The sequence below is a fragment of the Nitrosospira multiformis genome (genome assembly GCF_900111585.1).
Classification (GTDB): Bacteria; Pseudomonadota; Gammaproteobacteria; order Burkholderiales; family Nitrosomonadaceae; genus Nitrosospira; species Nitrosospira multiformis_B.
The window spans coordinates 98,543-114,109 of sequence record NZ_FOHI01000004.1 but is presented as its reverse complement, the minus strand read 5'-3'; the positions used below and the strand labels follow the sequence as shown (position 1 = coordinate 114,109).

Sequence of the window (15,567 nt, the reverse complement as noted above, 5' to 3'; positions counted from 1 at the left end):
GGAAGCAGATTGACATCAAACGACTTGGCGACTTCACAAGCAAGCTGCACAAACTGGCTCGTTGCTATTACAGCATCCCCCTTGTAAGCTTGCCGGGAATAAAGCCCTTTCATCCTGATTAGAACATCGAACTGTCCAAGTGTTCTGGGTGTAGATCGCTATCCTTCGGAGGACTGCCATGACAACGCCGTTGTACGTAAAATATTCCTCGATCCGCGACCGGACCTTGAGTCTGATCGAGCCACTGATCGACGAGGACTGCTGTGTACAATCCATGCCCGAGGCAAGTCCGGTAAAGTGGCATCTGGGGCATGCTTCATGGTTTTTTGAGAAGTTTGTATTGCAGCACTACGAAAAGTCCTTCACGCCTTTTCACCCGGCTTTTCTCACGATGTTCAGCTCGTACAATAAATCAGGTCAGACCCACCCTGATCCGAAACGCGGGCTGTTCACCCGCCCGTCCTTGTCCTTGACTCGAGAATACCGCAATAACGTCAACGAACGTATGAAGCAGGTCCTGAAACGCTCGGAAGAAGACGAAATGCTGCGCATGCTCGCGGTGCTGGGAATGCATCATGAGCAGCAGCACCAGGAACTTATGCTGGCCGATGTCAAGCATCTGCTTTCCCAAAGCCCTTTGAACCCTACCTATAATAGCCATCCGCTCCTTGATTCCCCTGTCCCTCCGCCCCTCGAATGGTGTCGTTTTGACGGAGGTCTCGTTGAAATAGGCTATAAGGGAGACGAGTTCAGCTACGACAATGAATCCCCCCGTCACAAGCAATACCTGGAACCCTACCAGCTCGCATCCCGGCTTGTCACCAATCGCGAATACCTCGAATTCATGAAGGCCGGCGGATATGACAATCCTGGCCTGTGGCTTTCCGAAGGATGGGACTGGATGAAAGCCAACCGCCGGCCGCATCCTCTTTACTGGCGGGAAAGCGATCAGGGATGGGAGGAATTCACCCTCAGCGGTGCCATGCCACTGGACCTGAATCTGCCGGTCATTCATGTGTCCTTCTACGAAGCCGATGCCTTCGGGCGATGGGCAGGCGCCAGGCTCCCCACGGAAGCTGAATGGGAAAATGCTGCTTCTCAACAGGAAATAGAAGGGTGCTTCGCTGATAACAACCGTTTTCATCCCTCCTCCGCAGGCGGGGCTACGCCATCTGCAAATACCGGGGACCTCGCTCAACTCTATGGTGATGCCTGGGAATGGACGCAGTCGAGCTACTCCCCTTATCCGGGTTACAATCCTGCAAAACCAAACGAGAACGAACCGATGTCCTTTGTCTGGGATGAGGCGGTAGGCGAATATAACAGCCGGTCTATGGTGAACCAGTATGTGCTGCGCGGTGGATCATGCGCGATTCCAAAAGAGCGGATACGGGCAAGTTTTCGTAATTTCTTCCCTGCGGATACATGCTGGCAGTTTTCCGGAATTCGTCTTGCGAGAGATTTAAGAGATTCTTAAATCAGCGCCGTTTATGAAATTCGACTCCCGCATCGATCATGTCGCGCGCAGCAAGGCCGACTGCAAGCGCGGCGAAAATTGCGGTTAAAGATTTTCCTGAAACACGCTTTTCGAATCCTGGCGTAAACCGCTTTGGAATGAGGTGATAATCAATAATGTAAGCCGCAGCTGCTACTGCGGCTCCGCGGCAAACGGGTTTGACGAGAGACACCGGTCCAGGGGATACAGTGAAAGGAAGCGTTCGCATGCGCTGCCTGGTACCGTGTCGGCCAAACAGTTTCTCGTAAAATGAAGCCCAGAAAATGGTGGACGCGTGATTCAAGAGAAAACCCGTCAGGGTATATTTTAGCGATGGGCGGTCATGGTAAGCGGCCTCCTCCCCCCAGATAATATGGCTCGTTGCGTTTAGAGGTGCCGCATAAGAGCCATTTTCATGTTTTCCGGCGAACGAAGCGACACCTGCTGTTGCAAAACTGCTCACCGTTCCGGATATTACGGCCCGCTTCAGGATACCTCTATTATTCTCCATGTAGTCCCTCACTATTTACTGCTGCAAGTGAAGAGCAAACGCTGCCAGGATTTCCATCATCCAACGCGCTGGTTATCATAATATGCGTTAACCTGGTTGTTCCACGATTCATCAGCCATATCGGGCCAGTTGTCCTTGTCGAAACCGGGTGCTGATTCCAGACGTTCCTTCTCCACGTCGAGTATGAAACGCTTATCCAGCGCTTCCAGCTTCAATGTCAGCATCTTCCAAGGCACTGCGAAGAGCTTGTCGCCGACTCCGAGGAATCCTCCAAAAGATAATACAGCGTAGGCCACGCAGCCCTCTTCCACGTCCAGCATGACTTCCTTGATGTCACCCAGTTTCTCGCCTTTGTTATTGTAGACGCCCTCTCCTATTGGCCATGTCGCACCCATAAACCGGGGCATAGGGCCCGTCCCATCTATAACTTTGTCCAACCCCTGCGCGTTATGTTCATATCGTTCATACCTCATGCTATTCTCCTGCTAGATTAATATCTCTCTTGCATCTTTCTCAACTTAATCAATTTAGAAGTTATTTTAAAAACAACAGGCATTCCTCTCTGTTCGCTAACGCACTCATGCTGAACTATCCCTTGCCTGTCATGCCCCTTCCCTGGAAGAATTCCCTTTGTTCTCTTTATTTCCATGCAGTCGTTCTAAAATTGAAAGCAATCGAATGTTTACGGGGTTTGAATGCCGGGCTTAGATGACTCGCTGCCACCTTGGATTTCGTTACTCTCCATCACTACCTGCCGCTCCTGAGGATTGACGAACCGGATGTTCGATTCACGGAAACGCTCCAGAATCCGTAAGTTGAAGCCGCGCTGTACTGGCCATCGGCCTTTATCCAGAGTCCGTATCTGCCCAAGAATGGTAATCATGAACCCATCCATCTGGTCGACACCCCAGATATCGGCTTCCGACAGGATGAGGTCGTTGAAACGTGGATCGGTTCGCATATCATCGACCACACTCCTGATAGCAGCAAATACCTTTTCCACATCTGAATCAGCGGTCACGCTGACCCTGATCGAAGCATTCCCAAGACCGCGATTGGTATTGGTAACGGTTGAAACCGAGCTGAACGGAACCACATGCAGTGACCCGTCCGGGGCGCGCAACCGGACAGTGCGAATCGACAAATGCTCGACCGATCCTGAAAGATCAGCCACTGTGATGAAGTCGCCAACCTGGATGGCATTTTCCATGAGCAGGAAAATTCCGGTGATGAAATCCTGCACCAGCTTCTGTGAACCAAAACCCAATGCAACTCCGATGATACTCGCACCGGCCAACAGGGGCGCAATGGTAATGCCGAGTTCATCCAGTGCTGCAAGCAGCACTATCATGATAAAGACAGCGGACATGGTTGTGCGCAGCATAGGCAGGAGGGTACGCAGGCGGGCAGCACGAGCAATATCGCCAGCCTTCCCCCAACGATCGATGCGTCGGCAGATTGCAGTATTCAATGACTCCCATGCCGCCAGTGCCAAAGCACAGGTAACCGTGATTGTAACAACCGCCGAAGCCACACGCCGGCCAACTGATCCACTTTCAAACCAGGATAAAGTATCCACCCCCCAAACCCGAAGCAATACGAGCCCGGTAACAACAGCGATCAACAATGAGACCGCACGATGTATCAGCAGATGATAGGGGCTTTTTGTTCCAGCTTCGGCTGATCCTTCGAACAACTGCTGTCCTTGCTGCTCCGGCGTATTTTTCCGGTCGGCAATGAATGCGCGGTCGAGCGCGCCAAGAACAAAAATCGACGCAAGGCTCGCGCTGATAATAACCACGGCTGATAGCGCAAAGATGTGGAGCACCTGCTGAAACCCATTTTCCGTTCCCATCGACCCCAACAGCCAAGCGCCTACGATAAAAAACGTTGCCACGAAAAGCCAGCTATCAGCCAGCAGCCTCCGCAGTCCGGCCAGGCCTTGGCTGTTTTCGGCGGAACCACGGATCGCGGCTGCCACTTCCTTGCGGCTGCGAAAAATCATTATCAGCAGCATGATATGGACAACGAGAGCCACCAGTTTGGAAAGCGCGTCATGAGTGTCGGGGGTCGCTCCGGTTTCAAGGGCGATATCGGCAATGGCAGTACCAAAAACAGCGACGATAACAATGCGCCGCAGCCAGAGATTCAGGAAATTTGCCGCCTCGTCACTGATATGCATCAGGCGCAAGCGCTGGCCGATTGGCGATGCCATGAGGTGACCGATACTCAATGCGATTCGCGTAGTGGCATAAGCACTGATGAGCGGAATCGTGGTTGTGTAGAATATTGACGATCTTCCGCCGAAGGCAGTCAGGAGCAGAGTGGCTCCCGCCACGAACCCCCCCACTGGAACCAATTCGAGCAACCAGTAACCCAGAGCAAATGGAAAGCGACGCAACAGGCTCCAATGCCTGTCGACAGCCGTTGCCTTGCGTGTACCAGGGGCAACATGCATGCTCATGCTCGTTGCGGATTGAAGATGAGGAGCGACCTGGTTCACCTCCTTCTCCGGCCCTACTTTTTCTTTCGCCCTTTCCTCCTCGTCCTTTTGGCGGTCAATCGCGTTTTGGCGAACTGCCGCACGGTCTTCGATCATTCTTCGCGGGTGCCGCAAGGTTCGTCTCAGTACCCATTCGGTAATTAGCCCCCCGCCAAGTATGAGAGCAACCTCCAATAATGCCTCCAGGACAATGGCACGGCGTTCCGGCACACCCAGATTGTGCTGCCACCAATCGCCCACCGTTCTTATTTGGAGAAGTGTTTGAACGGCTGCCCGTAACTGATTCACAACGACATGCAGCCGCTCGCCGATGAGATCGAATACCTGGGCGACAAGTCCACCCTTGGCGATTTCGATAGGAACACCTCCTGCCGGTGAAGCGCCGCCGGATGACGAGGCTCCATTGGTTTGTACGGCAGCAGGAGATTGGTCAGAATCAGAAGTTGCAGCGGGCGCGGAAACTTCGTCTGACGTATTTGCCAGTGGCGCTTCCGCCGTGGCTTGTGCGATTGCCCTTAACGTCTGTTCGAGCTCCGCACGCTTTGCATCGTCCTGAAGAATCGATAACGTCCGCTTGGCTTGAGCGGGAGTAAGTGTGGATTGGGTTGCTTGTTCTTCCGCCCCAGCCTGATTTACTGAAATAATCGGCAACAGCATGCCGATTGCCACAAAGGTAAGGATTTTGTTCAGTGACATGGGAAAACGGTGTTGGTTTGCCAGGTCGATCAAGTCGATCGAACATTGGTCGGGTATGGATACAATTGTTGATGCAGGGAGGCAGGAACAACAATTCGAATTGTTTGTTCCAAGGACGACATTCTATAAAGCTACAAGACTCGCCGTAATAATCCAAGGATTTCGGCCTTCCCGGCCGAAATAAAATAAATAAGCGCTCTAAACAGGCGAAGGGTCCATTTCCCTTTCAAAATGACGGTGCGCTGCTATAGCCTCAATGAAGCGGGTTGACGCGTTTCCGATATCTTCATCTTCGAAGTGGAGAAGTCCGCTATCCTGTCCGCCTGATCGCAATGTCCATTTTATACCGGAAGCTTCGATCAGTTTCCTGCCATCGCCCAGCACCAGTATGGGTTTACAATGGCGATATTGCTCCTTGACGAATTCCAGCGCCTGGCCCAGACGAGTGAGCGCGTCTATACCCTCGCTTCCACCGGGCACTACCAAAGCGTCGAAAAGGACTGAGGGCATGGCCTCCAGCGTTACGTCAACCTCGATTTTTCCCTCTGTGGTCCGGATTGAACCCAGACGTGCCCCAACGAAGCGCGGCACCGCTTGTTCTCCCAGCAGTCCGGCACGCAATGTCGCAATCCTTCCATCTATACCATCCGCAACGAGAATCGCTATTCTTCTCATACGGATGCCACCATCGCCGGGACGAGCAAAAAGTGACAGAGCGGGAGATGAAGAAACCTCCGGCATAACATCTTTCTTCAGGGCTTTGGGTAGGGGTGGCGGCAAAGCATCCATGCCCAAACCACGAGCAACAGACTCGGCCAGATCGCTTGCAACATTTTCGAGCATTGCCACTACCCGCTGCCTAATGGCGGGAGATTGGACGCGAGTGAGTTCGAAACGAAAGGCACGAATGATATGAGCCTTTTCCACAGCGCTTTGGCTGTTCCAGAACAGGGTCGCCTGCGTGTAGTGGTCCGCAAACCGCTCAGGTTTACCGCGCACCTTATCTCCCTTCACAGGTTCGGAAAATGACCTGAAGCCGGCTGCACCCGCTTGAAAGGGGCAACCTCCCGCAAGGGAATTCGGCTCGTATGAAACTCGGCCTCTATTGATGCTCTGGCGATGCATTCCGTCCCGCTGATTATTGTGAACTTGTGCAATGGGCGAATTGATTGGAATCTCGTGAAAATTCGGCCCGCCCAAGCGTGTCAATTGGGTGTCGACATAGGAATGAATGCGCCCAGCAAGGAGGGGGTCATTACTGAAATCCAACCCGGGAACGACATGCGCCGCGCAAAAAGCCACCTGCTCCGTTTCTGCAAAAAAATTGTCCGGATTTCGATTGAGAATCATCCGTCCCACCGGCTTGATCGGGACCAACTCCTCCGGAACAATCTTCGTCGCATCGAGCACGTCAAAACTGAATTGTTCCGCTTGTTCTTCGGTAAAAATCTGCATGCCCAACTCGTATTCAGGGTACATGCCACACTCTATTGCTTCCCACAAATCCCGTCGGTGAAAGTCGGGATCGGCCCCCGCAATTCTGACCGCCTCATCCCAATCGAGCGAATAAGTCCCGGCAAGCGGCTGCCAGTGAAACTTCACGAATCGGGATTCCCCCTCAGCCGTCACCAGCCTGAAAGTGTTCACACCAAAACCTTGCATCATGCGAAAGCTGCGGGGAATGGCTCGATCGGACATTACCCACAGCAGCATATGCGCCGATTCCGGCATGAGTGAAACAAAATCCCAAAACGTATCATGAGCCGTCGAAGCCTGTGGAATACCGAAGTGGGGCTCAGGCTTGGCCGCATGTACCAGATCGGGGAACTTAATGGCATCCTGTATAAAAAATACGGGAATGTTGTTTCCTACCAGATCCCAATTGCCTTCGTCCGTATAGAATTTCACCGCGAAACCCCGCGCATCCCGGGCTGTATCGGCAGACCCGCGTTCCCCAAAGACAGTGGAGAAGCGTACGAAAACAGGAGTGCGTTTCCCCGCTTCAGCAAACAAGGAGGCTCGCGTATATTCAGCGAGCGATTCATAGCATTCGAAATGACCGTGCGCGGCTGATCCACGGGCGTGCACCACACGCTCGGGTATCCGTTCGTGATCGAAATGCGTGATCTTTTCACGCAGGATAAAGTCTTCCAGCAGCGCCGGTCCGCGATAACCCGCCTTTAGGGAATTCTGATTATCGCCGACGGGAACGCCTTGGTTAGTTGTGAGCGCTTGGCTGCTTGCATCCGCCCTAACCCTGTCCAGCGGTTCGCTGCCGGCGTTGAAACGCAGCCGAGGTTCGCCCGAACCGACCTTTGGCGAAGCAACGGTCTCCGTTAATGTACTGCCTGTAACAAAGGGATCGGGAGGCGCCACCGTTTGCCCCTCCTCGGGAGAAGTGGAGGCTTCTCCATACTCTCCGGCTTTGGCGTTGTACGGCATTGCCGCTGCGAGTTCGTCAGTAGTGGAGAGCTTTCTGGTGAATTCGTTTGCCGGGGAGCCAGTCGGGTTAGCCGGTCCCCCAATGGTGGATTTATTGTCCTTTTCGTTAGCCGTTCCCATCACTGCTCCCCTGAATTAGACGGATGATCTTCACTCTTGAAACAAGTATAGTGAGACCTCAAGAGGCTTTTTTCGGTACGCCATCATACATAAGCTAATTTTTCTTCCATTGCAGAATGTCGCAGCAACGGTCAAGCCCCCTTCATTTGCGTCCGCTATGTGTTGTCACGAACCGAACCGAAAAGAATCCAGCGGTAATGTTTTGAAAGCATTGAAATGCTGTTCTTCTCCACACCCATAAATAGCGGTCTGGGTTTTCGCTAAAACGTGCCATGGAGTTAGCAATGTGAAATCAACTGGAGTAGTCGACTGCTTGATCATCGGGGCTGGCCCCGGTGGACTTACCGCAGCAATCTATCTCGCTCGCTTTCGGCGCAATATTGCAATTGTTGACAGTGGATTCAGCCGCGCAGCGCTCATCCCTACCACCCATAACTGCCCCGGCTTTCCCATGGGTATCTCGGGAAAGGAATTTCTGAAGCGCCTGCGCTTCCAGGCGGCGCAGTACGGCGTTGAAATACAGGCTGGTGAGGTCATGCGACTCAAGCAGGTTGAAAATTTTTTTGAGGCTCACGTGAGCAATAGTGGCGGCAGCGGAACTAGCCGCCATAGGGGTAGGGATGGGGGCGGCGGTGGCGAAATGTCAATAATCCGTGCCATTACGATATTGCTGGCAACGGGAACTGCGGACTCGAGACTGGATACCCGCGACTGGAAGACGTGTATAAGGAAAGGACTTATCCGGTTATGCCCCATCTGTGATGCCTATGAAGCCACGGATCAGAACATCGCCCTGATATCCTCATCTCCTCGAGAGGGTGTAAAGCATGCGCTGTTTCTGCGAACATACAGCCAGAACGTGACATTGATCTATCAGGCCAAGGCTGAACTGACGAGTGCCGAAAAAAGAAGGCTTCGTCAGGTCAATGTCGAGGTGATTGAGGACGCGCTCGGTAGCCTCCATATAAGGGGAGAATCGAAACCTTCGATACGCCTTTCAAAGGGAGAAGAGCTTCAGTTCGATGTAATCTACCCGATGCTGGGCGAGAGCCCCAGATCCCAACTGGCGGTTCAGCTTGGCGCACGCTGTAATAGAGAGGGGAAGCTGATTGTCGACCGGCACCAGCGTACCACTGTGGCCGGTGTATATGCGGTGGGAGATGTGGTTGATGGACTCAATCAGATCAGTGTTGCCGCGGCACATGCCGCCATTGCCTCTACCGACATTCAGAACCGCTTGAACAAGCTGGGTTATAGGCTTTGCCCGTAGCTTCTGCCGTTCATGGGTTAAGGGGTGTACTCTCCAGGATCCTTCGTGATAAATCTCTAATGGTATCCTCTGAACTTACCATTACCTGTCTTAACTTACCATTACCTGTCTTCCTCGTTCCCTGGAGCAGGCCATAGCAACATTATTTTGTTACTGCCCCCTTTCCCTATGCTCACATCACGATGAAGCGTCTTCGATTCATACGAAGCATCGATCGAATATTTTCCAGGCGCGAGCTTGACGAGCAGAAAAGGGCCTTCGGTAATCGTGTCCAGAAGTATCTTGCCAGACCCATCTTTAATGGTAACGCGAACGTCACTGATATAGGCAGCATGAGTCGGGGCATTCTGGACAAGTTGGAGCACGAGGGGCCAGGTGCGTGCTTCCTTCAATATTGCCTCCGACTCATCCACCCCGATACCTCCCGTTAAAAACTCGGTCTGCCCTTGTGATTGCACCGCTGGAAGCGCAGCAATAGTAGAGAATGGATCTGATCCTGATTGAGCAAAACCAGGACTGGACACAATACCTGCCAGGACAAATACAAATGCAATTGCGATTGCACCTGTAAGAACGCGTTTAACAGTTTTCATTAATCTGCCTCAGGCTTGCCTCAGCTTCTGATGGAGAACACTGAAATGAATAGCTTTTTAGCTTACCTATTCCGCTCATCCGCTGTTGCATGAGCACAAAATGCAAGGACATCATCAAGGTTTCTCATGTTTCTTTACGTTTCTGTCGCGGGAGACCCCAGGAATATCATCTGCAGCCGGGATATCAGAATCAACAATATCCGATGGTATTCCACGCCGGTCTGTATCCTTCAGACCCTGCTTCGTATCTTCATGCGCCTGTTCGATTACCTCGCGTGAATGTGCATTCCCGGGGTGGCTCGTACCCGTCGGCCTCGTTGTCTCGTCGCGCTCATGCGGTAGCAACGTCTGAGGCTCTTCCTTATCCTTGGCACGCGGTTTCGAATTGGGCAGATCCACCCGTTCCGTCAGCACCCCGTTTTCCTCGCGTTCCATTCGCTTGGAAGGGGGCTTGTTTTCTGTAGTCATCATATCACCCGTAGCGTCAATACATTGAAAGATACTTACTGAAAGGAAAGGTGAAAATTGAAACGCCACTTCAAACCAGGAGCATCCTTATAAAATTAAAATCATTCTTATAAAATCATTCTTATAAAATCATCCTTACCTTATCGCATCTACTGTCCTCGGGCTGTGCCCCAACGCACATAACCCCTAACTTTATTCTTGTACCCATTCGCCTTATGTCGGTTAACGCACAGCAAAAGCAATTGAATGCCCCGAGAATGGCGACAATATGGAAACTGCGGGCGCATCCACGAGAACTTTCAGAACTTCCAAAATTGGGATGAAATCTGGTAACGAAGTCTGGAACGCCAACCGCTGCGGATTCCACTCTTCATAACATCACTCGAAAAAGAGAGGTGATATCATGAATGAACTACTTTCGAAATCCTGGCGCTCTCTGGCACTACGCGGCTTCATATCGTTAGTGTTTGGTATACTCGCCGCATTCTGGCCAGAAATAACGCTCCTATGGCTGCTCGTCATGTTCGCTGCTTATGCCCTCATCCAGGGCGTAGCATCCGCTGTGGCAGCATTCAAAAGCCGGAAAACCTATCATGACTGGTGGCTGATGCTGTTGTGGGGGGTGGTAGGGATTGGAGCGGGCGTAACGGCGTTCATGCTTCCCAATCTGACGGCTGTAGTGCTCGTGCTGATAATAGGGGCTACCGCACTGGCAAGCGGAATTGTGGATATTGCAATGGCCATCCGGTTACGCAAAGTCATCCGTGGGGAAGGATTCCTGATTCTCAATGGCATCATCTCCATTGCGTTCGGTATGTTCGTGTTCTTCTTCCCTGGCGCCGGGGCACTTGCGCTGGTTTGGATGATCGCCATATACGCTATCGTTTCGGGATTATTACTCCTGGCGCTCGCCTGGCGGGCCAAAAAATGGGGCACCGATTATGAAGAATGGCCTCATGGGTTAACCCACAAGTCTTTATAACAAGGATATGAGAGGCGGTAATCCAATGTCCGAGCGCATACCTGCCGGCGTCAGCCGGCTGCGCTACGGCTGGTAGGGTTTCTTCTGAATCGGCAACATCGACCTTGCTGGTGATCCTGCTTCAGGTCGCTATTAAACCAATCACCTCGGCTAAAGTTTGGTGCGGAGGTAGTTACATTCTCCCACGGGATTGGCTATGCTTGAAGTCTCAATCCCATAACAGCCTCTTTTCGCTGTAATTGCAATGGAATTCAAGGATTACTACAAAATCATGGGCGTCCCCCGCGATGCCTCTCAGGATGACATCAAGCGCGCCTACCGGAAACTGGCACGCAAATATCATCCGGATGTCAGCAAGGATCCGCAAGCGGAAGCCCGCTTCAAGGAATTGGGTGAAGCCTATGAAGTCCTCAAGGATCCGGAGAAGCGCGTAGCATATGACCGCCTTGGCACAAACTGGAAAGCCGATCAGGAATTTCGTCCTCCCCCCGATTGGAATGCCGGCTTTGAGTTTTCGCAACAGGGATTTACAGGAGCAGATGCCGCCCAGTTCAGCGAATTTTTCGAATCCCTGTTTGGACGCAGTTTTCGTGCCGGGCAAGCGAGACGCGGAGGAGAAACCCATAGGGGTCCCGGTGGAGCTTTCTTTCATGCCCCTGGCGAGGATCGGTACGCCAAGATAATGATCGATCTGGAAGATTCATATCACGGCGCTACCCGTACCATCTCACTGCAAGTACCAGAGGTCGATGCAGAAGGACATGTATCGACCCGCGAACATAAGTTGAACGTGGTTATCCCCCGTGGTATTCGGCCCAGACAATACATTCGCCTTACGGGTAAAGGTGCACCTGGGCACGGTCAGGGAAAAGCGGGCGACCTGTATCTGGAAGTCGAGTTCCGCTCCCATCCCATCTATCGAATGGATGAGCACGATGTCTATCTTGACCTGCCCGTAGCCCCGTGGGAAGCAGCCCTGGGCGCAACGGTCACTGTTCCCACCCCGGAAGGAATGGTTGACTTGAAAATACCCGCTGATTCCACTACCGGACGGAAGCTGCGATTGAAAGGGCGCGGTATTCCCGGTAAAACGCCGGGGGATTTCTACGTCGTATTGCGCATTGCACCGCCCCCTGCCACCGATGAAAGAGACAAGGCTTTTTACCGCAGCATGGCGGAGCAATTCAAATCGTTCAACCCGCGAGCCAAACTGGGAGTGCAGGCATGAGCGACGAAAACGATCATCGAAAGAACGCGCCTTCGCCACCGCCGGAACTATCGGTAACGCTTGTCGATGAACAGAACGCATTGACGCTGGCGGAGCTCAGTCACGCCTGCTCGGTACAAAGTGGCTATATCATCGAATTGGTGGATGAAGGGTTGATTACCCCGCAAATTATGGCGGAAGAGCATGAACCGCATTGCTGGCGCTTCACCGGAGCCCAGATACGTCGCACCAGAATGGCACTTCGGCTGCAAAGCGATCTTGGTATCAATCTTGCGGGAGTTGCGCTTGCCCTGCAGTTACTGGATGAAATTGAGGCCTTGCAAATGCGATTGAATGTACTGGATAACTGGTAGCTGTTACCCGGCTGCATCATTCGACCCCTCGAATCACGCGCTGGTAGCTTCCACTTCGATCCCGGAAGCCATGTCTTTACGCTCAGACCTGTAGCCCTCTCTCCTCATCCCGGTTCGACCCCAGCACTTCGCTCCCCATTCACATCGAGCGCTTCATCCCTCCATTATCAAGTCCGTGCCCTCTTTATGTACGAAAACGAACGGAACACAAAGCGGTAGCTCAGGCATTATCGTCTTATCGCCCGTAGTATAAGCTCGGCCTTCCAGAACCGGCTCATCCGCCCATCCCCATCCGGGGTTTCACCGTGCGCAACGAACGGGTATAACAGGATGCTCAGCAGACCGCGAATCACGCCCGGTTTTGAATTATTTTTAGGGGCGAAGCAGTTTCTCAGTCATAGGGATAACTTTGAAATGGAAAAAGAACCGCTGATCAAATTGCCTTGGCGCGGGCGGGAAACGATTGAATCAATACCCCCGCTACTGGAAGGGGCGCAGCGAATAGAAATAACCCTCCCCTCCAACTATAACCATGCCCTGTTTGAAACGCTCCATCCCGGAGAACCCGCGGCTCAACTTGAAGAGATTGACGCAGCAGGTGGACCGGAATTGCTTGCGCATATTGCAGCCGTCAGCGGTCTGGAAGAATTCAACTTGCTCACAGGACCGTTAACCGCCGCCCGTGCGAGAGTGCAAGTTTTAAGTCCTGCAAAAGTCTTTATCATACTTCCCGGTGCAAACCTTAAAAGCAATGAACGGATCATCCATCCTGAAGCCGGGGAATAACTGCTGGCGCATCGAGCATGCGGACAAGGCTGCTTTTATCGTTGATGGAGCGGATTTTTTTCGTGCTTTCCGGGAAACGGTAAAACACGCCCGCCGTTCCGTATTGATCATGGCCTGGGATATCGACAGCAGGTTGAAACTGGTACGGGATGAAGAACCCGATGGCTGGCCGATCACCCTCGGGGATTTTCTCAACAGCCTCGTCAAACGTAACAGAAATCTCCATGTTCATGTCCTTGACTGGGATTTCGTCATGCTGTTTGCAGCTGACCGAGAATGGCTTCCTCTCTATAAACAACGATGGAATGGCCACCGACGCTTGCATTTTCATCTTGATGATCATCATCCCACCGGGGGCTCTCATCACCAGAAAGTCGTGGTAGTTGACGATCAAGTGGCGTTTGTGGGGGGGCTGGACCTGACGCTGGGTCGCTGGGACACAACTGAGCACGCGGCGTGTGACGAGCGGCGCAGGGATTTGCTGACAGAACCCATACCGCAGCCTTATCATGATATCCAGATGATGGTTTCCGGCCCGATCGCCACCGCACTGGGAGAATTGGCGCGTGAGCGATGGTTCCTTGCAACGGGACAGAAACTTTCTGCTCCCAGGGTCAGGAGAGAAACAAACTACTGGCCCGATTATCTTGCACCCGACGTTGAGAACATCGAGGTTGCGATCGCCCGCACTGTTCCCGAATATGAAAACCAGAAAGAAGTGCGCGAGGTGGAACGGCTGGTGCTGGACCTGATCGCTTCCGCGCGCCATAACATCTACATAGAGGCGCAGTATTTTACTTCCCACATCATAACGGATGCACTGGTTCGGCGGCTGGAAGAAGAAAGCGGTCCGGAGGTCGTCGTGCTGCTGGCGGAACAAACAGTCGGTTGGTTATCGCAATATACGATGGATGTGCTGCGCGAGCGCTCGCTCAAGCGCTTGGTCACCGCAGATCGGCATCACCGCCTGGCCCTTTACGAGCCGTGCATACCCGGGCTTGTCAACGAATGCGTCAACGTCCACTCCAAAATTATCATCATTGATAATGAGCGGTTGCGTATCGGATCAGCCAATCTCAATAATCGCTCCATGGGACTGGATACCGAATGCGATCTTATGCTTGAAGCGAATGGGAGAGAGAATGTAGGCCGGGCAATAGCTGGTTTTAGAGCCCGTCTGCTTGCCGAACATTTAGGCATGGACGCCAACATAATCGAAGAACGCATGGCACGGGAAGGGTCGTTGATACATACGATCGAAGCGTTGCGAGGTTATGGCCGTACCGTACGACCGTGGCAGTTTCGAGTCGCTGCCGATGTGGATGCCCTCGTGCCGGACGAAGATATCGTGGACCCGGGCAAACCGCTCGATGCAAGCCTACTGATGGCGAAGCTTATTCCCGAGGAAGAACGCGCACCTGTGCGAAGTCACATTGGTCTCATCGTATCGATACTGATCAGTGTATTGACGCTCGCCGCCGCATGGCGCTGGTCGCCTCTCAAGGAATGGATAGACGTCAGTACCCTGGTAACGCTTGCCGCCGAATTGGAGCACGCTCCAACTGCTCCATTCATTACGCTCGCTATATTCCTTCTCGGTGGTTTGGTTGCATTTCCACTCACTGTGCTTATTGTGGTATGCGCGCTGGTATTTGGTTCCTGGTACGGTTTTCTCTATTCGATGGGGGGTGCGCTATTGAGCGCGGCCTCCAGCTACGGTATCGGCCACTTGGTAGGACGCCATACAGTTTGGCGCTTTGCCGGGAAAAAAATCCGGGAACTGAACAAACGTTTGGCCCGACGCGGTCTAATGACAATCATCGCTCTCAGGATCATACCGTTCGCTCCATTCACGGTTGTCAATCTCGTTGCGGGAGCATCGCGGATTCGTTTCCGGGATTTCATGCTGGGAAGCTCAGTAGGCTTGCTGCCAGGGATAATCAGCATATCGGTTTTTACGGATCAGCTGGCTGCCACCATCCAGAAACCTGACCTGCCAGCGTTTACAGCATTGGTTGCCGTTGCTGGGATCATAATCGTTATCGCATGGGCATGTTGGAGATGGGCGACCCGACGGCCCGAGACAATGGAGGCTTCGCCAGTTACTCAATCTGACTGAA

Annotated in this window: 13 protein-coding genes; 7 read left to right on the top strand and 6 right to left on the bottom strand. The window is 52.8% G+C overall.

Features of this window, described 5'->3' with window-relative positions; all coding sequences use genetic code 11:
* Positions 1–178 precede the first annotated feature (178 nt).
* Positions 179–1,477, top strand: a complete 1,299-nt coding sequence (egtB, locus tag BMW46_RS07785) for an ergothioneine biosynthesis protein EgtB (protein ID WP_074706897.1) — start codon at positions 179–181, stop codon at positions 1,475–1,477.
* Between the two features lies 1 nt (position 1,478).
* On the opposite strand, the gene BMW46_RS07780 is transcribed toward egtB, so the two are convergent.
* From BMW46_RS07780 to BMW46_RS07765, 4 genes are all read right to left on the bottom strand, one after another.
* Positions 1,479–2,006 (bottom strand): hypothetical protein, encoded by a 528-nt coding sequence (locus BMW46_RS07780; RefSeq protein ID WP_074706895.1) that lies wholly within the window; start codon positions 2,004–2,006, stop codon positions 1,479–1,481.
* Between the two features lie 56 nt (positions 2,007–2,062).
* A complete protein-coding gene (locus BMW46_RS07775; protein WP_074706893.1) occupies positions 2,063–2,479 on the bottom strand; it encodes a PRC-barrel domain-containing protein in 417 nt (138 codons plus the stop codon).
* Between the two features lie 209 nt (positions 2,480–2,688).
* Positions 2,689–5,205, bottom strand: coding sequence for a mechanosensitive ion channel family protein (locus tag BMW46_RS07770; protein ID WP_074706890.1), 2,517 nt, complete (start codon positions 5,203–5,205; stop codon positions 2,689–2,691).
* A 198-nt stretch (positions 5,206–5,403) separates the two neighbouring features.
* Positions 5,404–7,767 (bottom strand): catalase, encoded by a 2,364-nt coding sequence (locus tag BMW46_RS07765; protein ID WP_074706887.1) that lies wholly within the window; start codon positions 7,765–7,767, stop codon positions 5,404–5,406.
* Positions 7,768–8,053: 286 nt separating this feature from the next.
* On the opposite strand from BMW46_RS07765, the gene BMW46_RS07760 reads away from it, so the two are divergent.
* The gene (locus BMW46_RS07760; protein ID WP_177171056.1) at positions 8,054–9,037 is read left to right on the top strand and encodes an NAD(P)/FAD-dependent oxidoreductase; all 984 of its coding nucleotides are present in this window, start codon (positions 8,054–8,056) and stop codon (positions 9,035–9,037) included.
* Between the two features lie 101 nt (positions 9,038–9,138).
* On the opposite strand, the gene BMW46_RS07755 is transcribed toward BMW46_RS07760, so the two are convergent.
* Together BMW46_RS07755 and BMW46_RS07750 are read right to left on the bottom strand one after the other, a co-directional pair.
* On the bottom strand, positions 9,139–9,630 hold the full coding sequence (locus tag BMW46_RS07755; RefSeq protein WP_074706882.1) for a TrbC/VirB2 family protein: 492 nt from the start codon (positions 9,628–9,630) through the stop codon (positions 9,139–9,141).
* A 114-nt stretch (positions 9,631–9,744) separates the two neighbouring features.
* Complete coding sequence (locus tag BMW46_RS07750; protein WP_143121427.1) at positions 9,745–10,101, bottom strand: hypothetical protein; 357 nt, start codon at positions 10,099–10,101, stop codon at positions 9,745–9,747.
* A gap of 400 nt (positions 10,102–10,501) precedes the next feature.
* Here BMW46_RS07750 and BMW46_RS07745 point away from each other — a divergent pair, with 400 nt between their 5' ends.
* The 5 genes from BMW46_RS07745 (at position 10,502) to BMW46_RS07725 (ending at position 15,566) form a co-directional block, all read left to right on the top strand.
* Positions 10,502–11,080, top strand: a complete 579-nt coding sequence (locus tag BMW46_RS07745) for an HdeD family acid-resistance protein (RefSeq protein WP_074706877.1) — start codon at positions 10,502–10,504, stop codon at positions 11,078–11,080.
* A gap of 244 nt (positions 11,081–11,324) precedes the next feature.
* Positions 11,325–12,308, top strand: coding sequence for a DnaJ C-terminal domain-containing protein (locus BMW46_RS07740; RefSeq protein WP_074706874.1), 984 nt, complete (start codon positions 11,325–11,327; stop codon positions 12,306–12,308).
* Positions 12,305–12,661 (top strand): chaperone modulator CbpM, encoded by a 357-nt coding sequence (locus tag BMW46_RS07735; protein ID WP_074706872.1) that lies wholly within the window; start codon positions 12,305–12,307, stop codon positions 12,659–12,661. Before BMW46_RS07740 ends, BMW46_RS07735 begins: the two co-directional genes overlap by 4 nt.
* A gap of 414 nt (positions 12,662–13,075) precedes the next feature.
* Positions 13,076–13,447 carry a hypothetical protein gene (locus BMW46_RS07730; RefSeq protein WP_143121426.1) on the top strand — a complete coding sequence of 124 codons (372 nt, stop codon included), beginning with the start codon at positions 13,076–13,078 and terminating at the stop codon, positions 13,445–13,447.
* Positions 13,413–15,566, top strand: a complete 2,154-nt coding sequence (locus BMW46_RS07725; RefSeq protein ID WP_074706868.1) for a VTT domain-containing protein — start codon at positions 13,413–13,415, stop codon at positions 15,564–15,566. The genes BMW46_RS07730 and BMW46_RS07725 overlap by 35 nt, the downstream gene beginning before the upstream one ends.
* Position 15,567 lies beyond the last annotated feature (1 nt).